Consider the following 21,522-nt stretch of genomic DNA (forward strand, 5'->3'; position numbering starts at 1 on the left):
ACAACAGCTTGCTTCTTTTAATCCTTAATATTTATACGATTGGCCACCATCTATCGGAATAACTGCACCATTAATGAAATTAGCTTGATCAGATAATAAGAAGGCAACTAAATAACCGACTTCTTCCGGTTTACCAAATCGTTTCATCGGATTAGCACTGACAAATTCTTTACCTGCTTCTTCCCAGTTTTCACCACCGACCTGCTTGAGAGAACCTTCGACCATTGGTGTCATAATCGCGCCTGGTGCAATTGCTTTAATACTTACACCAAACTCTCCATACTCAACACCTGAGTTACGTGTTAGTCCAACAACTCCATGTTTACTTGCTGAATAACCTGATTGATTTCCAACACCACGAATTCCTCCGACGGAAGCGGTGTTCACAATCGAGCCATACCCTTGTTTCTTCATAATAGCAAGCACATGCTTCATGCCATAAAAGACACCATTTAAATTGATATTAATGACTTTCTCAAATTCATCCACACCATAATCTTCGGTTAAATTTTGTTTCCCTTCAATGCCGGCATTATTGAAGAAAGCATCAATTTTTCCGAATTTATCTACAGTATGCTCAATATAATTTTTTACATCGGCCTCTTTTGCTACGTTAGCTTCTACTAGCTCCACCGTTGCCTCAGGTGCGACATCCATAATTGCCTGCTTACTTTCCTCTAATCCCTCTTCATTAATGTCCACTAGTACTAGTGTTGCACCTTCTTTCGCCATTTGAAGAGCTGAGGCGGCGCCAAGACCTGAGCCCCCACCAGTAATGATGACTACCTTATCTTGAAATCGCTTCATTAAATTTCACTCCTTTTCTACTAATCCTTCTTAATATGGTAAATTAAAAAGAATCTATTCCTAACGTAAAAATTGTTGCGTAGCTGAGTGAAAGTCGATCCTCTAAAGCCAGACACTAAACAGGGAGCTCTGAAAAATATCAGAGCTCCCTGTTTTTAGTACAGATAATTACCTTTGTATATTTTCAATAATACGTTGATGTAAGAGGTGGACTTTTGGAAGCCCGCTTATCTCCTCTAAAGTTTCGGAATATCCGTTTGCTTTAATTTTTTGTTGTAATTCTACCGCTTCGGGATCACCATTATCTTGATACTGCATAGCAGCTGCAATCACCTTTGTTAAGTTCTCAGGTGCTCGATTGAATAACTCCATATAAAGCGTTGCAGGTCGAATTAAGCGATCATTGGCGCTAAGTTTTCGTAGCGGTCCGCGACCTACCCTGATTACTTGATCAGACAAATAAGGGTTCGTAAATCTACCTATAATTTTTTCGCGGTATTGCTCATGTGTGTCGCGATCAAATTGATATTTTTCGATCAGTACATCACCTGTTTCTTTTAAGGCACCCTCCACTACTTGACGAAGATTTTGATCTTGGATCGCTTCTTCGATGGTTTGGTGATAATATTTTTGCCCCAAATAAGCGGCAGCTGCGTGACCTGTGTTAACAGTAAAAAGTTTTCGTTCAATATAAGGGGTTAACTCTTCGACATAAGTGATACCTTTAATATTGGGCACTTCCCCTTTCATACTCGGCATTTCCACTACCCATTCATAGTATGGTTCAACAGAGACGGTGAGCATTTTCTCATTTGATTGATTTGGTACAATACGGTCTACAGCAGCATCCGGAAATCCTGCTAATGATAGAACGGTTGATTTTTGTTCCGCTGGTATATGTTCCAACACTTTTTCTTTTAATAACCTACTTCCACCGATCATATTTTCACAGGCAATGATATTGACTGGATCATCTGATTGGCGAAATCGCTGAAGTAAGCCGTTAGCAATGTTTCCAGCAATAATAGGTAAGACATTTGGACCTACCGCAGTCGTAATGATATCTGCAGTAGCAATGGCATCAGACACATCTTCAAGTTGATCACTACTATTAATCCCCGAAATATTAGTCACGATCTGCTCCTGTTGATCTTGATCCGCCAATAGCACACGGTATTGCTTGTGTTGATTGATCGCATCGATTATTTCCTTATTCACATCAACAAAAGTAGTGTGATATCCTGCATCATGAAGCAATAACCCAATAAATCCCCGGCCAATATTACCTGCTCCAAAGTGAACAGCTTTCATTAATTTACGCCTCCTAATAGATCAAGTATATCTTCTTTTGTGCTTGCTTTGATCAATTGCTGAATATTGTCTTCTCCTGCACATACTAGAGCTATTTTGGATAATATTTCTAAATGTTCATCACCTTTACCTGCAATACCTATTAAAATATTGACGGTATTCCCATCAAAATCCACTCCGTCTGGAACGATTACGACAGATAATCCTGTTTCCAGTACCGCTTTTTTTGCATCTTCCGTACCATGCGGGATCGCTACATTGTTACCAATATAGGTGGAGGTTACTTGTTCGCGTTCAATCATTTTGTCAACATAACCTGCTTCCACATAGCCATTATCTTTTAAGATATTTCCAGTAAAACGGATGGCTTCTTCCTTATTACTTAATGTTGCACCTAATATAATGTTGTTTGTAGTTAAAATCTCTTTTGCCATGTTCATGCACTCCTTTATTCTGAATCTATTTTTTCTGTTATAAACTCGTGTAACTGCTGTGCTAAATACGTACTGATTGCTTCTTGATCTTGCGATTGGAAAAGGTTTTTACTTTCTCCATCTTTAATTAATAAACCACTGATAAAACTCAACACTTCTAAGCCAACTTCCTCTATATTTTCAGGAGAGATCATTAATAAAAGGTTCTCCATAACGACAGGGTTACCATCCATTCCATCAACTTGGATGGATGGGTGAAGTGGATGGATCGAAAAGGAAGGCTTTATTACCTCGTCACTTCGCGTGTGTATTAGTGCTAGCGAGGAATCAGGAATCCCTAACCCTCCCATTTCCATTCGTTTGAGCAACTTGGCTACTACCTTTTTGCTATTGTTTACTACTTGTCGTTCTTTTAACTGATCACATATTGTTTGTAATACAGTTTCTACATGCTCCACTCCTGATACAGGTTGCAGATAAAAACCATTAAGGATAGGTACGACTTGATTCGAGTATTGTTGCATGAGATATAATCGTTTTTGTACATCTTGTTTCGATGTGGCCGGTTTTGTTTTTTTCATTTCTGTTGTGATGTTTAGACTCAGTTTCAACTGTCGTATTTTACGATTAATATGATGGATATCGGTTTTGGTTAACATCGGTGAGGCTAAAATATATTCCTTCCGAATGTGCTTAATCGGAACGGTGGAGACGATGAGATCATAATCAGATGGATTGATTTTATCCAAAGCAAATAAGGAATGATTCTCTACAGAATCAACCTCTGTGAAATGTTGACTGATTTTAGTCGCCAACATTTTCGAGGTGCCGATACCACTGGAGCAGACAACCAATGCTTTTAGTGATACGTTGTCTTCTACTTTTAACAATGCCGATGCAAAGTGTAAGACAAGATAGGCTGTTTCTTCTTTTGGAAACGTTAAAGCTGGAAAGACATGCCTCACACCTGTTTCGATCAAGTTAAATAATTGCGGATAATCCTTTTCTATTTCGTCTACTAACGGATTTTTAATATTCATCCCTTGTTGTAATCGATAAATAGCTGGCTTTAGATGGGCGACTAAATCATTTAAAATATGACCTTCTGCCATGAATGATTGATCAGTGTGCTTACTAACAAATTCGATTAACTCTTTTGCCTTAAATGCGATATCTAATGACGATTCTTCCAATAAATAGTCATGGTCATAACGTAATTTGGCACCAAGTAAATGCATCGTAATATAACCTGTTTCATCATTAGGTATAGGAATGTTGAATATTTTTTCCAGTTCATTCAGTATCTCTTTTGCAATTGTATATTCTGCTGAATCCTCTAATTCACGAAGATAAGCTTCGTCAAATTGGATCGTCTCTCCCTTTTGCAGTCGTTCTAATGCTAACGCGAGATGGACAACGAGGCCAACATAAGCACTATCTGCTAATTCATAGGGAAGTTTTTGCCGCATTTGATCAATGGTTTGTTCGATTATTGTTAATTTTGTCCGGTCTACTAAACCAAGTAATCGGTTGGAGATTGTATCGGTTTGGTCTTGTGATTGTTTTTCAATATTTTTGCGTAACAGTGTGATCACTTCTGACTCGTCAACATGCTTTGAAATCAAATAGCTAATCGCAGAGCGTTTATTGGTTTCGTCACCTTCCATTTTGACCCCATAGCCTCGTTTTCGAACTAATTGCAACTCGTACTTTTCCAATAACGGCTGTAATATATCTAAATCATTACTAACTGTTGCAATAGTGACATGCAACTCGTTTGCTAATGCATATAGCTTGAGTGGTTCATTTGCTTCGAGTAACGTTGTTAAAATCATTGCTTGTCGTTCTTCTGGGGTGTAATCGGTATGTTCCAGTTGAAGAATTGCCAGTTTTAACTGCTGTTTATTTTCTAGTTCTCCGACAATCGAGATGCCAACACCTGCTTTTTTATGAATCGAAAGATCATGTTGCCTGAAGATCTCTTCTGCATTTTTCAAGTCACGATGTACCGTCCGTTCACTCACATCAAGTTCATTCGCTAATTGTCGAATCGTAATAGCATCATGTAGCGATAATAACAGTTCGATCAATTTACGCTCTCTCCCGGACATATACAAGTCTTACACCCCATTTCATGTTGGTTGTTGATACAATTAAATAGGTTTTTCTTATATCTTTATTTTACAGGGCTAACTAGTAGTTATTCAATCTAATCTTGTTCGGATTTAGGCAAGGGAGATGTTGACATTATTAAATAACTGTAATGCTAATATTTTGGATTGTTACACTTAGACAATAAATAAGCTTATATTGATAACATTGATAAGTAATCTAATAATAAATTGATGGGGAATAGTGAATACGCCAACATTATTATTCTTGCTTGAGTTGCAGAGTATAAAAGAGCGCAGGCGTCGGCTTTTACTCCTGCGGGATGTTTTTATCCGAAGAACCACTTTTTAAGCGCCTTTTGCTTAAAAAGTTAACTGAGAAGAAAAACGCGCGGAAAGGGAAGCCGACAAGCCGAAGCGGTTGTTATGCAGTTCTCAAATCTCATAATTAGAAACTAGAGTTATGTCGCATTGTCCTGCTTATGCGAATAAAATGTCCTTTTAAAAGATGTTGTTAGACATGTAAAAAGGTTCCTTCGTTATTACAAAGGAACCTTCTTACATTAATTATTTTTCAATTGTTCGACTAATTCTTCATATTTCGGGCTGTTCAAGAAATTATCTACCGAAATGTGTTGTGCGTTTGGAACTTTTGCTTTTGCACGATCTGTTAAATCTTTATGAGTAATGATAATATCAACTTCACTTGGTAAATTATTAATCGCCTTGTTCGTGACTTCGATCCCTTCAATACCTGCTTTCTTAAACTTATCCTTGAGTAAAGAAGCACCCATCGCACTTGAGCCCATTCCTGCATCACAAGCAAAAATAACTTTATTGACTTCTCCAGCTATTTCATTGCTTCCTCTTAGGGATTCAGACACGGAGCTTTTCTTTCCTTTCATTTCTTCCATTTGACTTGCAGCTTGTGAAATGTCTTCACTCTCTGCTTTGCTTGCCTTCAATATAACAGAGGCAATCAGGAAGGAAACAACTGTTGCAACCAGTACACCAAGCAACACAGCTAGATGATCTCCTTTAGCTGTCATTGCCATAAGAGCAAAAATACTGCCTGGTGACGGAGTTGCGGATAAACCTGCATTAAATATACTGAAGGTGAAAACACCACTAACGCCCCCACCAATTGCTGCTAATAACAGAGCAGGTTTCATTAATATATACGGGAAGTAAATCTCATGAATACCTCCCAAAAAGTGAATCACCGTTGCACCAGATGCTGAACTTCTTGCCATACCTTTACCGAAGACGACGAAGGCTAACAAAATACCCAAACCTGGTCCAGGATTTGTCTCCAGTAAGAATAATATTGATTTCCCTGTTTCAGAAGCTTGCTCTACGCCTAGCGGACTTAGAATTCCATGATTAATTGCATTATTCAAAAATAATACCTTCGCTGGTTCAATGATAATATTTGCTAATGGCAGTAAGCCTGCATTGACCATAACTTCTACACCAGCTGCTAAAACGTCACTTAACCCGGAAACGATTGGTCCGATAATTTTCAAAGCAATTCCTGATAAAATCGCACCTAGAATACCTGCCGAAAAGTTGTTATAAAGCATCTCAAAGCCTGATCGAATACGATGTTGAAACGCCTTATCCATAACTTTAGTAAGGTAACCACCGAGTGGCCCCATAAGCATCGCACCTAAAAACATTGGGATGTCTGCTCCGACAATTACACCCATTGTCGCTGTTGCACCTACAACACCACCACGAATATCGTGGATCATTTTACCTCCTGTAAAACCAATTATTAATGGTAATAAGTAATTGATCATTGGCCCTACAAGCTCAGCTAAACTTTCATTAGGAATCCAACCTGTCGGAATAAATAATGCGGTAATAAGTCCCCAAGCGATAAAAGCAGCAATGTTTGGCATAATCATTCCACTGAGGTAACTACCAAAACGCTGAATTTTTGCACGAAATCCTGCTTGTGCCATCTTCATTTCCCCTTCCCTCTTTAAAATGGAGTACATTAAAAATTATTGCTTATTTTTAGATTATAGCGTTTACACCAGATATTCAATCTAATCTAAACGTCCTTTTGGCAAGGGGAATGTTGACAGGATTAAATAATATTCTATCCATAAAAAAATCCCGTACTTCTTTACGAGGATTCACACGATTCTTTTTTATTTATCTATCCCAAAACCGTACAACAGATAGGAAACACTTTTGCGAATATACTCCTCTGGAGAAAGTGTTTGATTACCGTTTCTCCATTCTACTGATGCTCCATATAATCCCCAGCTTAACATCGTTGCCATCGAGTGGATCGTTGACTCTGGTTCATTCGGATATTGAATCGTTAGTTTTTTGATAAAGATAACAGACAGCTGGTCCTTAATGATACGGGCAATGGTCTCTTCATAGCCACGATGACAACGCTGAGATAAGGAACGCTGAAAATTAGTAATAGCGATGAACAATTGCACCATTTCCTCTTCATCCAGCTCCTCTTTCTGATAGGCTTCCTGTTTTAAGTTAATCATTAAAACGTCAGCTAGTACCGTTTCTAACAAGTCATATATATCCTTAAAATGGTAATAGAAGGTGGCACGATTTATATTCGCATTTGTTGTAATATCCTTAATGGTAATTTGCTTAAACTCCTTTTGACTCGATAGCTCTATAAACGCATCGGTAATCAGCTGCCTCGTTCTTACTATTCTTGGATCAAAATCTGTCTGAGACATGGGATGTTCCTCCTAGTTTTACAACACTTTTTTATTTATGTTGGATATACAACATTCAAACGGTTTTATTGGTATTAAAATGTGTTGTGTACTTGTACTATTGATTGTATAGCAAACCAAATATATATTCCAAAATCGTGTTTAAGGAGGAAATTTGAATGTCAAACAATAAAAATATGATGTGTGATATAAATACAGGGATTTGTGGGGAAACGGATGGAGCAGGCATGGAAATGATGAATTTCCAGCGCCCTCAAAAAAAGATTGACTTATATTATGTGACAGACCCGATTTGCTCCCACTGTTGGGCATTAGAGCCAGTACTTCGACGCTTCACCGAACAATACGGTGACTATTTCCGCTTTCATACGGTTATAGGTGGCTTATTGGAAAAATGGCATGATGGTCCAATTGATCCCGCTAATGGCATCTACCAGCCAGCAGACGTAGTGAAACATTGGCGAGAGGTTGGAGAACATTACCGGATGCCAATCGATGGTAGTCTTATGAAAAATGACCATGTCGAATCATCCTATCCTGCTTCACGTGTGTTTACAATCATCCAGAAACATCATGGAGCCGAGGTTGCCTCCAGTTTCTTAAGACGTGCCCGAGAAGCGCTATTTATTTTCAATCAAAACATTGGCAAGGATGAGGTCTTAATAGAGATAGCATCTAAAATGGATCTGGATGGTAAAGCAATGGTAGATGAAGCAAATCAAACGATTGGCCAGACATTATTATCGGAAAATTTTGACCTTACCAAACAATTAGGGGCAAGAGGCTTTCCTACCATCGTGATGATTAATGAAGAGAACCAGGGAATTAAACTAGTTGGTAATCGTTCTCTGGAAGACTTCGTACAAGCATTGGAAAAGATTCTAGCTAACACGGAGCTTCAGGCTAGCACTCTACCATCACTTGAAAGCATCTTAAAGAAAGAAAAAATGCTTTTTGCTAGAGAAATAGAAGTGCTGTATGATCTTCATGAAGACGAACTTGCATCCTTTATTGAAAAAGAACTGGATGCGAATGCCTATAAAAGAAACGAAGTATTAGGAGAAGTGTATCTTACCTATAACTATTAAAAAATAAACACTTTTACTAGTAGCAATGGTATAATTACCCATATAATCTATTATGAAAGGAGTAATAGGATGGAGGCAGAGTTGGTATACAAGATCAAAGCTTCACTTGGCGAAGGGCCATGTTGGGATACAAGAAATAATATCCTATATTGGACAGATATAGCAGGAAACGTCATTCATCAATTTGATCCTGTAACAAAACGGAACAAGACTTTTTCGATTGGTCAAATGGTTGGTGCAGTTGTTGTTGCAGAGGATGGAAGATTAGTCTTAGCCGCTGAACACGGTTTTTATTATTTTGATATTACAACAAATGAATTAGTGGAGATAAGCGATCCTGAGAAAGGCAACTTGGATAATCGTTTTAATGATGGGAAGGTTGATCCTGCAGGTCGTTTTTGGGCAGGTACGATGCAGAAAAATGACACTCAACCACGAGGGGCATTGTACTGTTTGTTTGCAGATCATCATATTGAAGAAAAATTGTCTGGGTTACGAATATCAAATGGAATTGCGTGGGACCTTGAAAAAAGTAGGATGTATTTTATCGACACTCCCACAGGTAATATCTACGTCTTCCATTATCAAAAGGAAACCGGTGTTATCACCAACCAGCGTGTTGCATTTCCATTCCCTGAGGAGTATGGATCTCCTGATGGAATGACGATCGATTCCGAGGGTATGTTGTGGATAGCAGGCTGGGGATCTGGTCAAGTTACTAGGTGGGATCCTTCAACAGGAAAAGTGTTACTTACCATCAAACTGGCTGCGAAAAACATTACATCCTGTACATTTGGTGGAAAGGACCTTGATACATTATACATCACAACCGCACGAATAGGGATGACGGACCAGGAATTAGAGAACCTTCCATTGTCAGGAAGTCTATTTTCGGTGAAGCCTGGAGTAAAAGGGGTACCTGCCTATTACTTTGCAAACAAGCCTTAAATCTAGCACTATATATTATAACAGAGGAGGTCGTAATGATTACGACCTCCTCTGTTATTATAATGCAATAACTGCTACCTTTGGATCTACATATACTTTTGACAAAAGTGGAAAATTATTGTATAAAAAGTATGGCGTTATCCAAAATTCGAGGAGGATTTTTTTTATGAGAAAAAATAGTATTCTATTATTTTTAACACTTATTTTCACCGTATTTATTGCTGTTGCATGCAGCAACCAAAGTAGTAATAATGATGCCGAAAATAACGAAGTGGAATCAAATCAATCGAATGAAGATGAAGTGAACAATTCCGAGGACTCAGCAAACGAGTCAAATTCTGATGACACACAGAATGATGATGGAACTGACACTGCTAATGACGATGAAAGCTCAAATGATCAAACAAATGACGAGAATGAGCAATCAGATTCCTCTAATGACAGTGCTTCTTCAAATAACAATGAACTGCCCGAAACTATTGTGATAGATGAACAAATTCAACACGAAGAAGGTGTTACTTTTACGCTTGAGCAAATCAACTTTAAAGAAGATCATATTACCGTAGATTTTAATGCCGAAAATTTCACTGGATATTCTCAATATCTAGCAAGTGCCGGAAGAGCCAAAGGTCAAAATTTAGGTGGTATCACATTAGAGGACGACACGGGTTTTGACTATCGATATATTGCGGATGAAGACTCAGACAGAATAGAGCTTGAGGATCAAGAAAAAGTAACTGGAACTGTTAGTTTTGCGGGAAGAATTCAGGAAGATGCCACATCATTAACCTTAATATTTAATCCGGATATGAGTTTAAAATTTTCCTTTGAAGATATTGAGATCGAATGGTAGTAATTAATTTATTTTTTGGAGAGGAGTATCCTCATTGCATTCCAATTTTAAAAAGATGACTCATTTTTTTCCTCTTATTTTATGTGTGGTATTATTAACTGCTTGTATGAATGCAGGAGAAGATAATCCGGAATCATCAAAAGATCCTAATGCATCAAGCGATGAAAACAATTCAGCAAATGAAGACCAGACCGAAAATGTCGAAAGCGATTCTGAGAATGAACAAAATATACCTAATTCGGAATTCGTTATAAAAGAACTAAATATCCAATCAGAATTTACAATAACGGAGATACCTATTGGATCTATTTTTTTAAAAAGCAGCATAGATATGGATTCAAGTTTCGAAAAAGAAGTGATGGAAACATTAACTGAGTTTAATGCTGTAGGTACGGAAGATGGTGCAAAATTAACATTACCAGAAGATATTTTGTTTGATTTTGATTCAGATGAATTACGACCTGAAGCAGATGAAGCAATTGATCAGCTCGCACAAGTGATTGATACAACCGATGATGATGTAACAATCGTTGGACATACAGACAACAAAGGGCAGGATAGCTATAACCTTGAACTGTCAGAAAACCGTGCAAATGCTGTCCTAGATGCACTAGCAGACAAAGGTGTTGAGAAGAATCGTATGACAGCTGAAGGAAAAGGTGCTTCGGAACCGATTGCTGAAAATACAAATAGTGACGGCTCAGATAATCCAGAAGGCAGACAAAAAAACCGCCGGGTAGAAGTAACCGTCCATGGTTTTAATAATTAAGACAAAATATTGTTTTTAAGTTAAAAACTGACCATGCGTTATGTATTGTTACGCAATAACAAGAAAGTGCGACATAGCTGAAGCGGTTAACATTTGCTTTCAAATCGCTACGGCTTGTCCACTTCTCTTGCCATTAGCTATTGGGTAATTTTGTTTTTATAGTGTCACATTAAAACTATAAATAGGGAGAGGTTCATATGATTCTTGGATTGCATCATGCGCAAATTACTATTCCAAAGGGTGCAGAAGAAGAAGGTAAGCAGTTTTATTGCAACGTATTAGGGTTGGAAGAAGTAGAAAAACCAGAATCATTGAAAGGGCGAGGAGGATTTTGGTTAAAAGTTGGCGATCGAGACGTTCACGTAGGTACTGAAGATGGTTTTGACAGACGAACAACAAAGGCTCATTTAGCTTATTTAGTAGACAATATTTCTTATTGGAAAAGTGTTTTGGAACAAATGGGTATTCAAACAATTGAAGGAGCTCCAATTCCGGGGTTTGATCGTTTTGAATTTAGAGATCCTTTTGGTAACAGGGTGGAAATGATTCAAAAATTATAAAATAAGATTAACGGAAGAAAATTTAGGATAGTTCTTTCCTTACGTTTGCTAGATGCCCCAAGTCCCTCCAAAATTTAACGCTTGCCAGAATCACTTATTGCTAGTACACTATTCAAAGTGTTAACTAAAAAAATTATATCGACCTGTATAACCTCAGAATATGGCTTGGGGGTCTCTACCAGGAACCTTAAAATCCTGATTACAGAAAATGAACTTCTCATTTTTTGTAATCAGGATTTTTTTATTTTTAATTTAGAAAGGACGTAAAACAAACGATGAATTTTAAAATTTTTATACTAGCTTTATCAACGGTTGCCGTTGGACTCGTAGAACTAATTGTCGGAGGAATACTACCAACGATCGCCAATGATTTAAATATTTCATTAAGCTCTGCTGGACAACTCATTACAGTTTTTGCATTTGTGTATGCCATCTCTGGCCCTGTGTTATTAGTGCTCACTAGCAGAATCGAGCGAAAAAAGTTATATCTCATTTCCTTATTTATTTTCTTTATCGGGAATATCCTGACTTACTTCAGTCCGAATTTTACCTTTATGATGATCGCAAGGGTCTTGACGGCCATGAGTACCGCACTAATTGTGGTCCTGTCCTTAACGATCGCTGCCAAAATCGTGTCACCGGGACATAGAGCAAAGGCACTCGGTCTCATTTATATGGGTATTAGTTCGTCACTTGTTTTGGGTGTGCCACTGGGCATTTTAATCTCCGATGCATTTGGCTGGCGCGTGATTTTTCTAGGGATAGCTGTTTTATCCATTGGTTCCTTTATTCTTATTTCGATCTATTTAGAGCGAGTTCCCGGAGGAAATGCAATTCCACTTACCAAACAATTAAAAGCAGTAGGTAGTCTTAAATTAGGCAGTGCCCATCTTGCAACGATGTTTATGCTGGCAGGACATTATACACTTTATGCATACTTCACACCCTTTTTAGAAACAGAGCTTCAGCTGAATTCCGCATGGATTAGCATTAGTTATTTATTATTTGGGATTGCAGCAGTAAGTGGTGGAGCATTCGGGGGAGCCCTATCTGATTCGATCGGCACGCATAAAAGTATTCTTACGGTAATTGTGTTATTTGCCATTGTGCTATTCTTATTACCAGTAACTACTTTTTCACTGATTATATTTGTACCGATTATGATGGTTTGGGCAGCATTGAGTTGGAGTTTAGCTCCTCCGCAACAGAGCTATTTGATTGAAACCGATCCTGCTACATCTGACATTCAGCAAAGTTTTAATAATTCTGCCTTACAAATCGGTATTTCTTTTGGCTCAGGGTTTGGTGGCATTGTATTAAGTCAAACCGGATCTGTTTCCTATATTGCTTGGTATGGTGGTGCACTTGTTATTATTTCTTTATTATGTGCTGTCTTTTCTTTAACAAGAAGCACAACTGTGGACGCTGCGGAAGAACATTCTTACGGACAATAATCACGATAATTAAAAAAAGTGTCTGTAAGAATGAATCTAATGGACACTTTACCTCCATTTACAGCAATTTTGTCTATGAGATCGATTCTTACGGACAAAAATTGCATGTTCTTCGATTTTTTGTCCGTAAGAAATAAGAAGGTCACACCGTAACATCCTGATCTCGATAAGTCGCTGTAACTCTACCTTGTTTATCTGTTGCAAATAATACAGACCGTTCTTTTTCCAGCGTAAATTGATAAACCTGCTCCGTTGCAGTGTCTTGTATTTTGATCGTTGTGTCTCTTGCATATTCCGAAACAAAGGTATACAGATATCCATCACGGAAGGTTAGCTTTCTACCATAAATGCCTGGCAGGTTACCACCTTCGATCCATCGCAAATCGTCTTCAACAGCGGCATGCTTTAAAGCTTTCCGATATAAAGCAGTTAATACATCTGTACGTTCATTTAATTCTACTGGGAGGGGAGACCATAGTAATGTTCCTTCGCCCAATTTTACTTCGATTAAACTGCTATCCTTTTGCTCTGAGACTACTTCTTTATTTATTTCTCCAATTCGACGATCACCGAATGAAACCGGGTAGTCGTCACCACCAATAGTCAGCACTTCTTCTCGAACTACATTCGATAAATGATAGTCTCCTAGTTCGTCTGTTAATGGCTGTGAATGCTCCCAATATTCATTCAGTCCAATCGGTCCCGTCCATAATAAGGTAGCACCTGACACTTTAACATAATTGAATATTTTTTCTCTCGCTTCCTTACTGAAATTATGAGCGCTAGGTACGATCACTAACTGAACCGGCTGTTCCTCCAAAGCTTCTAAATGGTACTCTCCCATTGCGCGAAAAGAGACATTCATTTGATACGCTAGCACCCTTGTTAAAGCAGTGGTCGCATCAAAGGCGAATTTTCGATTCGAAAAATCATTCGAATATGGAAAAATAACTGCGACATCCTCTAACTGTCGTTCGTTAAACAGATCACGAATCGCTCCGATAAATCGTCCAAAATCATAGGAGACGTCTGCTTCCGGCTTTTGGGTACCATCTGCACGTAAAACGCCAATATTGGATTCATTGGTATTATCCATGTAAAAGTTGGTATTCCATAACCACTGGACGGCACCCGCTCCACCTGTTGAAAAGGAGTACGTATATTTCCGCTCTAAAATATTGCGTAATTCCTTTTCGGAACGTTTGGCTTTACTGTCGGCGGTTTCGACATACATCATGCCTGTTTCCTGGATCAAATTTGGCTTATTCGGTGTTTTGGTGAAAATACCATCCCAGACTAACTGATCCATCAACCACCAGGAATGCACGGTCGTATAATCAACCGCTTCCTGATAGAAAAATGGTGTTGGACGCTGACTGTACATCGCTTCATCCTGACCAACAGTAACAAGCTGTTTCGGATTCAGTGACTTGATCGTATCACTCAATTCCTTTGCCCATTTGTTATGCATGTCCATCGTAAATAGTGTATAGTCGAGCCAGCGCAAACCTTTTTTCGGTTGCTTCATATCTTCTATATCAAAATTAATCTCTTCCTGTTCCGGTAATGTTACAGACGCAAAGTCCGGTAATTCTTCTGTCGTCATATCCCAGCGTTCTTGCAAAGCAGAGATCGAATCATGCCTTTCTTCAAGCCATGTTACAAAGGCCTTATGTTCAAAGCGATCGTGAGCAGAACGCGGCCCTTGGAAAATACGATTCGGATCAAACATCGACGGTTCGTTAATTAAATCCCATTGTACATTTGTTGTGTTAGCATGTCTTGCTACAAGCGCTCGAATGAAGCGTTTCTGTGCTTTTACACTGCGTGGATCCAGATATGGATTTTCCCCTTCATAGGCAATCGGTGTAAAGGCAAAAAAGTTAAAGGTAACTTCGATGTCGTATTTTTTGGCCGTAAGCAAAAAGGCATCAATCGCACGCAAAACATCTTCAGACGGATGTCCGTCGATGAACATTTGATGACGCCAGCCTGTCCAAAGACCGGTTCGAATCAAATTAATGCCTGCCTCTTTCATCGTTGCCATATCCTGATCCCATACCGCTACGTTTGGCATAAAAATAAATTTACGTGCCACATCTGACGTCATATAGGTTTGGCCTACGATTGGAAAAGGTCTGCCATCCTTTTTAAAATAATCTCTTCCCGCTTCCATCACAGTTCCCTCTTGTAAAAGGTGAGGATCATTCCCCCAGAATCCTTGAGTGAATATTCGCTTTTCTCCTGATTCTGAAGTAGCAATACATTCGATTATATACTGACCTTTTTCAATTGCGAGATCAATTGGCACCTGCAGAAATTGCAGGTCATCTGTCGCTGTAATGGTTTCTCGCCCAGTCCAGACAACCTCTGTTTCCTTGGTAACGACTAACTCAAATTGCCAGTTTGCTGACTGCTTACGCATTTCTTCAATCTGAATGGTAATCGTCGCACGGTCACCCGGCTGATACATGGCATAATTAGGCTTGACCCAGATTTCGGTTACACCTTTACTAGCAAAAGCAGACCATTCAATTAGAGCCTCGATTCCACCATCTTGCCAAAAAGGTTGAGCTATCGTTTGATTGATCATGATCCACCTGCCACCAGCAAAATCACCTTTTGTGTTCTCCAGTAATACAGCTGGTGCAGCGACTTCCCGTTCGTCCTTGGATATTCCTTTTAAGAGTGGATAGATATGGGCATCCATTGGACCGCTTGAACCATTTTCCTCTGGACGATCTTTATGTTTTGTTACATGTAAAATCAGGTTGTGTGTCGATTCCACAGCAAATAACGACTCTTTCCCATCAAAAATCGGAACTCTCCTATCTGCCTGTAGTTTCACAACTGGGGCTGGATCTACGGGTAGAATCTCATGAATCTGGAGCAGTCGATGGTAAGCTGTTTGTGCTCGTTCTATCTGCCACTCACCTTGTTCCGTAAGATGAACCGGGTTGCGAAAAGGCGCACCTCCGATATGAAGCAAGCCTTTGCCCTTTTGGAAGAATGCCAACAGCTTCGACCATACTTTTTTTGGAAAATATGGACCATGCAAATGGACATAGCTGTTATAAGTAGGATCGGTTAAAGCCTCTTCCAACTGATTGGCACCTACCACCTCAATCGTATCATCAAGCTGTTCGAGCCATTCTTTGTCAGGTCTTGTACCCTCATATGGAAATTGCTCATCATAAAATAGTAGTGTCTTTGTCATCGATGTTCCTCCTCTTAACCTTTAACAGCACCTTGAGTCATGCCATTTACAATTTGTTTCTCCATAACTAAATAAAAGAGAATCGTTGGAATTAATACAAGCGTTAACCCGGCCATCTGTGCCGTATAATTAGTCGTATACTCACCAGCAAAGTTTGCCAGTCCTAACGGCAATGTGCTTAAAGCGTCATCATTAATCAATACTAAAGCAAACGAGAATTCATTCCAGTTATTAATAAAATTTAAGATAATCGCTGTCGCTAATGCGGGACGACTCATCGGTAAAATAATCGACCAGAAAATCCGAAACGGACCACAGCCATCCATAATCGCCGATTCCTCGATCTCTTTTGGAAAGGAACTCATAAAGCTTGTTAATAAGAAAATGGTAATTGGCAAATTAAATGCCACATATGGAAAAATCAATGCCAAATGCGTATTAAGAAAGCCGAGCTTTTGCATTAAGATGAACATCGGTACCAATGTCGCATGAATCGGCACTAGTAAACCGATCACAAAAAATCCGTATAAAATGTTTCTGCCTCTAAATTGAAAACGAGCTAAAAAGTACGAGGCAAATGCTCCTACCATGATACAAATCAGTAAGGCAACAATGCCGACGAATAAACTATTAAAGAAATAGGAGCCAATATTGGCGGTCACCCATGCCTCGACATAGTTGGAAAACACCCAGTCGTTAGGCAAACCAAACGGATCAAAAGAAAATTCCTGACCTGTTTTAAATGAGTTCATAATCATCCAAAAGATTGGGTAAGCATTGACGATGGTAAATAAAAATAAAATCAAATAAATCGTGCTGCGTTTCACTCGCTTTTTCGAACGTGCCTGTTTTGAAATCTTATCATAATAAACCGTTGATTCACTCATTACCTACACCTCTTTTCTGCGGAGCAATTTCGTTGTTATTAGGATAAGGGCGATACTAAAGACAAAGATTAAAACAGATATTGCACTACCATATCCATAACGAAGTCCCTCAAATGTTTTATCATACATATACGTCGCCATAACCTCTGTTGAGCTAGCAGGCCCGCCTGAAGTCATAACGAAAATTAAATCGAAAGTTTTTAAGCTACCACTAATACATAAAACGACCGATATTAAGATGATATTCCAAATCGATGGTAAAACGATATGAATTGTCTTCTGCCATTCAGAAGCCCCGTCCAAATCCGCAGCTTCTAATATTTCACTTGGCACTGTTTGCAAAGCAGATAGAAAAATAATAAAGTAAAGCCCAACAAATTGCCAAATAATCGTAATACATACTGCAACCATTGCCCACGTCGGATCCCCGAGCCAGTTTTGCTGCAGAGCACCTAATCCGATTGCTTCTAAAAAGTTATTAATCATCCCATATTCGGAATTGTAAATCATCCGCCATGTGATCGAAATAACAACGGTTGAGATAACAACCGGCATAAAACCAATCGTTCGGAAAAATTTAGCACCTTTTATTTTCCGATTCAATAATAACGCTAAGGCTAAGGCAATCGGTATTTGACCAAATACTGACGCTAAAACGACTAAAATATTGTTTCTGACCGATAACCAAAACACTTTATCTTGCAATACTTCCTGAAAATTTGCCAGTCCAACAAACTGCATATCTGAAAAACCATCCCAGGACATCGTCGAATAATAAAAGGAAATAAAGATCGGAACAATGCTGAAAATCAGATAAATCACTAATGCAGGTATAACACCTACTGCGATAATCCATGGCTTTTTAAGTAAATGCATGTGACCACTCCCTCCAACAGTTAACTTTCCACTATTATAAAAGGGCTTTCATTTTTCTGAAATCCTATAAAATTAACATTATATCTATTTTTCTATGGAATGGAGTTTGCGAAATTGTGTAGGTGTAATCCCAACATAATTTTTAAATACCTGAACAAAATATTTATACTCTCTGTAGCCTACATACTCTGCTATTTCAAAGACTTTATTCGAGGTGTCACTAAGCAACTCTTTTGCCTTATTGATTCGGATCGTATTAAGATATTCAGAATAATTCTGACCTGTCTCCTGTTTAAACAGCATACTAAAATAATTAGGTGTAATATAATGTGCTTCAGCCACTTCTAATGCTTTAATATCCTGCTGGTAGTTTTTCTCGATATATTGCTTGGCCTGTTGAATAATCCAGTGACTGTCATTAGACCGCTCTACATATTCCAACATGCTATTCAGATCGGCTTCTAATAAATCCTGAAGGGCACAAACACTGTTATATATAAGTAAATCCGTATCTTCACTTAATCGAAAATCGATCTGTTCAAACATTGATTCTTGTGCCCTTTCTTTAACCGATGCAATCAGAAAAAGACATTGCCTTTTTATTTGTTGAAGGGTTAGTGACTTATCTTCAAAACGATGAAATAAATTAGCTACTATATTCCGTACAGCAGAGTTATTTTGTTGAAAAACAGCCTCTGCTAGATCAGCTGCCTGTTGTCTGTTGTAATTGTAATTGTTGACAGATGGAAGATTCTCATCATCTGTTACCACCTGCTTCGATGTGCCTCGATAATAACTTAAACGAGTATTAAGCTTCTGATAAAGTGTCGCTAATTGATGCATATCATGATAGCAGCTGGAAATTGCTAACGACACGTCACCATTAAAATATTTCTGTATCATTGCTGTCAGCTGATCGATCTTCTCTGTGAAAATACCTTCTTGATCATATAGAAAAAGTACTAACTGATTCTCATGCATTTCTACACCAATAGAGGAGACATTCATTTGATCCATCATTTGTTTTAACTTGTCATAGGACAGTGCCGACTGATTTGTTTTATAATAGTTTCTTTTTTCAATTAACAATAAGCGAAACGCATAGTGTTGATGCTTGATTTTTTCAGATAAATGATAGGAATCTGGTAAATGAAACAATTGCTGTGATAAATAATTAGACAGAATTGTCTCATTCTTCGACTGTTGCTGACGTCTCGTCTCTTCGATTTGCTGTTTTACTTTTCCAACCAATGCCCATAATTCATCGATATCGACTGGTTTCAATAAATAATCTTCTACACCGATCCGAAGTGCTTGACGGGCGTATTCGAATTCTTCATAACCACTAATCATAATAATCGTCACATCAGGAAAATGCTCAATTATTGCTTTTGATAACTGAATTCCATCCATTTCAGGCATATAGACATCGGTAATGACAATGTCGACTGGTTCTGTCTCCATGATTTCCAATGCCTTCTTGCCATTGATGGCCGACCCAACTACATCGATCTCCATCTCATTCCAAGGAATCGTATTCATTAAACCCTGGCATATTAGCGGCTCATCATCTACAATTAACATTTTTAATGTCATTTCACCTGTCAACTCCTTCTATCAGCTGATTGAGTATTTGTTTGTCCTTGATCCAAGGTACCTTCATACGGACACAGGCCCCAATTTCGGCATCAACTATTTCAATACCATACGGCTTACCGAACGCATTAGTAATGCGGTCGTGCACATTTTTTAACGCATAACTGTCGTGTTCTTCTTTCGTATGAAGTAATTGTTCTACTTTCTCTCGATCAATACCAACTCCGTTATCCAAACAGTCCATCACTAAGATGTTTTCTTTGCGGTAACAGCGAATGGTAATATTTTTATTTTCCTGTGATTGAGGAAAGCCATGCTTGAAACTGTTTTCCACAAGTGGTTCCAGCATTAATTTAAGAACAATACTTTTTGCTAATCCAGCTTCGATAAAAATAGCATAATGAAAACTGTCGCCTAAGCGCTTCTTCTGCAGTTCCATATAACTTTTCACATATTTTAATTCATCCTCTAATGGGATCCATACTTTTCCCTGACTAAGGGTAATTCGGAAAAGTGTAGATAGATCCTCAATACTTTTACTTGTATCTGGTGCATTTTCTAATCTGGCTGTCCAGCGCAGCATATCTAATGTATTGTAAAGAAAATGGGGATTAATTTGGCTTTGTAACGCTTTCAATTCTGAATGTTTATTTTGAATTTCGAGTTTATATTTGTTATCAATTAATCGCTGAATCTGCTCGACCATCGAATTAAAACGATAGCCAAGCTGACCGACCTCATCTTTTGAACGAACCTTCACCTGCGCGGAAAAATCGCCATGCTCAAGCCTTTTTGTTTCTCTGGTTAACTCCAAAATCGGACGGACAACAAAGACAACAAAACCTGCAAACGTCATTAACCCCATCAGCACAGCGATTAAAATCATATAGCCAAAGGTTGATCGGATATCCTTCATTTCTGAAAGAATATAGGTTTCACTGACCACCGACACTAAATGCATATCAATCGGTTCAATGTACCTCGAAACACCATAATAAACATCGCCCTTTGATTCCAGTTGAAAGCTTTCTCCTTCGGTATGAATATTTTGAATAAATGCCTGATAACTAAAATTCGGTCCAAAATCAGATGACGTAATTGTTTCTTCCTCATTATGAACTAGAAAAGCTTGATGTTGCCTTGTGGTAAAACCGTCTGTCACTTGCTGGTACAATGCTTGCAAGTCAAGGCGAATGCGTACATGTCCAACCGGTTCCTTAATGTTATATAAATTATTAATCACACGAAACAGACTAACCACTTCTTCATCTTGACCGGTACGTTGGTTATGCATTTGATAGGGCGTGCTCCAGAGCATTTCCCCTTCTAACTGTTTTGCTTGTTTAATCCATTTAGTTTCATTACCCTCAACCGTTTCTCCCACGGTTAGGACTTGCTTGTTTTCTCCTTCGATTTGTACAGAATGAAAGTAGTCTTTCTCCGACTGATGAAAGACAAAAAAACCACTTAAATTACTACGCACCTGATTTAAATGGTTATAATCTGCTCCAGACACTGCAGGTGAGGTCATAAAATCACGAAATTCCTGACTGTAAATCATATACCTGGAAATGTCCTCAATCTCTTCAATCACATTGGTGAGCTGGGACTCCATGTTACCTAAGTTTTGATGCGTTGTTGTGATAATCTGCTCTTTCAATATTTTATTAGATTGATAGAGAACGATCGATCCAATGATACCGCTTGGAATGGTGACAAGCAGTAAAAAGATAATGACCGATTTCCATTTTAGGCTGTTTTTAATATAGTGTATTAGTGGCATAATGAAAAGCTCCCATTTTGTGATCGTTAGTTATGACTAAAGTATACCATTTTCATAGGCGCAAAAAGTAGAGCATCCCGTAAGACACTCTACTAGTCTGTTAGT

17 protein-coding genes and 1 riboswitch are annotated in these 21,522 nt (G+C 38.4%); of the genes, 6 read left to right on the plus strand and 11 right to left on the minus strand.

The features are described 5' to 3' along the window. Positions 1-24: 24 nt before the first annotated feature. The 6 genes from BUC25_RS04775 to BUC25_RS04800 form a co-directional block, all read right to left on the minus strand. The gene (locus BUC25_RS04775) at positions 25-807 is read right to left on the minus strand and encodes a glucose 1-dehydrogenase (protein ID WP_073200131.1); all 783 of its coding nucleotides are present in this window, start codon (positions 805-807) and stop codon (positions 25-27) included. Positions 808-975: 168 nt separating this feature from the next. After that, positions 976-2,118 (minus strand): mannitol-1-phosphate 5-dehydrogenase, encoded by a 1,143-nt coding sequence (locus BUC25_RS04780; RefSeq protein ID WP_073200133.1) that lies wholly within the window; start codon positions 2,116-2,118, stop codon positions 976-978. Then, entirely contained in the window at positions 2,118-2,552 is a 435-nt protein-coding gene (locus tag BUC25_RS04785) for a PTS mannitol transporter subunit IIA (RefSeq protein ID WP_073200135.1), read from the minus strand. Before BUC25_RS04785 ends, BUC25_RS04780 begins: the two co-directional genes overlap by 1 nt. 14 nt (positions 2,553-2,566) lie before the next feature. Further along, entirely contained in the window at positions 2,567-4,642 is a 2,076-nt protein-coding gene (locus BUC25_RS04790) for a BglG family transcription antiterminator (RefSeq protein ID WP_170862636.1), read from the minus strand. A gap of 584 nt (positions 4,643-5,226) precedes the next feature. Then, positions 5,227-6,636, minus strand: coding sequence for a PTS mannitol transporter subunit IIBC (locus tag BUC25_RS04795; RefSeq protein WP_425292864.1), 1,410 nt, complete (start codon positions 6,634-6,636; stop codon positions 5,227-5,229). A 186-nt stretch (positions 6,637-6,822) separates the two neighbouring features. Then, a complete protein-coding gene (locus tag BUC25_RS04800; RefSeq protein WP_073200141.1) occupies positions 6,823-7,386 on the minus strand; it encodes a TetR/AcrR family transcriptional regulator in 564 nt (187 codons plus the stop codon). A gap of 158 nt (positions 7,387-7,544) precedes the next feature. Between BUC25_RS04800 and BUC25_RS04805 the strand changes: the two genes are divergently transcribed. The 6 genes from BUC25_RS04805 (at position 7,545) to BUC25_RS04830 (ending at position 13,058) form a co-directional block, all read left to right on the plus strand. After that, positions 7,545-8,474 carry a DsbA family protein gene (locus tag BUC25_RS04805; protein ID WP_073200143.1) on the plus strand — a complete coding sequence of 310 codons (930 nt, stop codon included), beginning with the start codon at positions 7,545-7,547 and terminating at the stop codon, positions 8,472-8,474. A gap of 69 nt (positions 8,475-8,543) precedes the next feature. Further along, complete coding sequence (locus BUC25_RS04810) at positions 8,544-9,422, plus strand: SMP-30/gluconolactonase/LRE family protein (RefSeq protein ID WP_073200145.1); 879 nt, start codon at positions 8,544-8,546, stop codon at positions 9,420-9,422. Positions 9,423-9,588: 166 nt separating this feature from the next. Next, positions 9,589-10,275 carry a hypothetical protein gene (locus BUC25_RS04815; protein WP_073200147.1) on the plus strand — a complete coding sequence of 229 codons (687 nt, stop codon included), beginning with the start codon at positions 9,589-9,591 and terminating at the stop codon, positions 10,273-10,275. 34 nt (positions 10,276-10,309) lie between these two features. Further along, positions 10,310-11,044: an OmpA family protein gene (locus BUC25_RS04820; protein WP_073200148.1), complete on the plus strand. Its 735-nt coding sequence runs from the start codon at positions 10,310-10,312 to the stop codon at positions 11,042-11,044. Between the two features lie 197 nt (positions 11,045-11,241). After that, complete coding sequence (locus BUC25_RS04825) at positions 11,242-11,604, plus strand: VOC family protein (protein WP_073200150.1); 363 nt, start codon at positions 11,242-11,244, stop codon at positions 11,602-11,604. Between the two features lie 123 nt (positions 11,605-11,727). Then, a riboswitch (purine riboswitch) is annotated at positions 11,728-11,826 on the plus strand. A 53-nt stretch (positions 11,827-11,879) separates the two neighbouring features. Beyond that, complete coding sequence (locus BUC25_RS04830; RefSeq protein WP_073200152.1) at positions 11,880-13,058, plus strand: MFS transporter; 1,179 nt, start codon at positions 11,880-11,882, stop codon at positions 13,056-13,058. Positions 13,059-13,200: 142 nt separating this feature from the next. Here BUC25_RS04830 and BUC25_RS04835 read toward each other — a convergent pair whose 3' ends face one another. From BUC25_RS04835 to BUC25_RS04855, 5 genes are all read right to left on the minus strand, one after another. Further along, on the minus strand, positions 13,201-16,275 hold the full coding sequence (locus BUC25_RS04835) for a beta-galactosidase (protein ID WP_073200154.1): 3,075 nt from the start codon (positions 16,273-16,275) through the stop codon (positions 13,201-13,203). 14 nt (positions 16,276-16,289) lie between these two features. Next, positions 16,290-17,162 (minus strand): carbohydrate ABC transporter permease, encoded by an 873-nt coding sequence (locus tag BUC25_RS04840; protein ID WP_073200156.1) that lies wholly within the window; start codon positions 17,160-17,162, stop codon positions 16,290-16,292. Between the two features lie 3 nt (positions 17,163-17,165). Then, on the minus strand, positions 17,166-18,038 hold the full coding sequence (locus BUC25_RS04845; RefSeq protein ID WP_073200158.1) for a carbohydrate ABC transporter permease: 873 nt from the start codon (positions 18,036-18,038) through the stop codon (positions 17,166-17,168). Positions 18,039-18,122: 84 nt separating this feature from the next. Further along, positions 18,123-19,634, minus strand: coding sequence for a response regulator transcription factor (locus tag BUC25_RS04850; RefSeq protein ID WP_073200160.1), 1,512 nt, complete (start codon positions 19,632-19,634; stop codon positions 18,123-18,125). A gap of 1 nt (position 19,635) precedes the next feature. Beyond that, entirely contained in the window at positions 19,636-21,417 is a 1,782-nt protein-coding gene (locus BUC25_RS04855) for a cache domain-containing sensor histidine kinase (protein ID WP_073200162.1), read from the minus strand. Between the last annotated feature and the right edge of the window lie 105 nt (positions 21,418-21,522).

Origin of the sequence: Gracilibacillus kekensis (assembly GCF_900143085.1) — a bacterium.
Taxonomy (GTDB): domain Bacteria; phylum Bacillota; class Bacilli; order Bacillales; family Amphibacillaceae; genus Gracilibacillus; species Gracilibacillus kekensis.

What these genes read in the sequence shown, in the direction of transcription:
- BUC25_RS04800 (WP_073200141.1), bottom strand. Translation starts at nt 7,386, where the DNA reads ATGTCTCAGACAGATTTTGATCCAAGAATAGTAAGAACGAGGCAGCTG.
- BUC25_RS04850 (WP_073200160.1), bottom strand. Translation starts at nt 19,634, where the DNA reads ATGACATTAAAAATGTTAATTGTAGATGATGAGCCGCTAATATGCCAG.
- BUC25_RS04815 (WP_073200147.1), top strand. Translation starts at nt 9,589, where the DNA reads ATGAGAAAAAATAGTATTCTATTATTTTTAACACTTATTTTCACCGTA.
- BUC25_RS04795 (WP_425292864.1), bottom strand. Translation starts at nt 6,636, where the DNA reads ATGAAGATGGCACAAGCAGGATTTCGTGCAAAAATTCAGCGTTTTGGT.
- BUC25_RS04805 (WP_073200143.1), top strand. Translation starts at nt 7,545, where the DNA reads ATGTCAAACAATAAAAATATGATGTGTGATATAAATACAGGGATTTGT.
- BUC25_RS04785 (WP_073200135.1), bottom strand. Translation starts at nt 2,552, where the DNA reads ATGGCAAAAGAGATTTTAACTACAAACAACATTATATTAGGTGCAACA.
- BUC25_RS04835 (WP_073200154.1), bottom strand. Translation starts at nt 16,275, where the DNA reads ATGACAAAGACACTACTATTTTATGATGAGCAATTTCCATATGAGGGT.
- BUC25_RS04830 (WP_073200152.1), top strand. Translation starts at nt 11,880, where the DNA reads ATGAATTTTAAAATTTTTATACTAGCTTTATCAACGGTTGCCGTTGGA.
- BUC25_RS04845 (WP_073200158.1), bottom strand. Translation starts at nt 18,038, where the DNA reads ATGCATTTACTTAAAAAGCCATGGATTATCGCAGTAGGTGTTATACCT.
- BUC25_RS04855 (WP_073200162.1), bottom strand. Translation starts at nt 21,417, where the DNA reads ATGCCACTAATACACTATATTAAAAACAGCCTAAAATGGAAATCGGTC.
- BUC25_RS04810 (WP_073200145.1), top strand. Translation starts at nt 8,544, where the DNA reads ATGGAGGCAGAGTTGGTATACAAGATCAAAGCTTCACTTGGCGAAGGG.
- BUC25_RS04825 (WP_073200150.1), top strand. Translation starts at nt 11,242, where the DNA reads ATGATTCTTGGATTGCATCATGCGCAAATTACTATTCCAAAGGGTGCA.
- BUC25_RS04780 (WP_073200133.1), bottom strand. Translation starts at nt 2,118, where the DNA reads ATGAAAGCTGTTCACTTTGGAGCAGGTAATATTGGCCGGGGATTTATT.
- BUC25_RS04840 (WP_073200156.1), bottom strand. Translation starts at nt 17,162, where the DNA reads ATGAGTGAATCAACGGTTTATTATGATAAGATTTCAAAACAGGCACGT.
- BUC25_RS04775 (WP_073200131.1), bottom strand. Translation starts at nt 807, where the DNA reads ATGAAGCGATTTCAAGATAAGGTAGTCATCATTACTGGTGGGGGCTCA.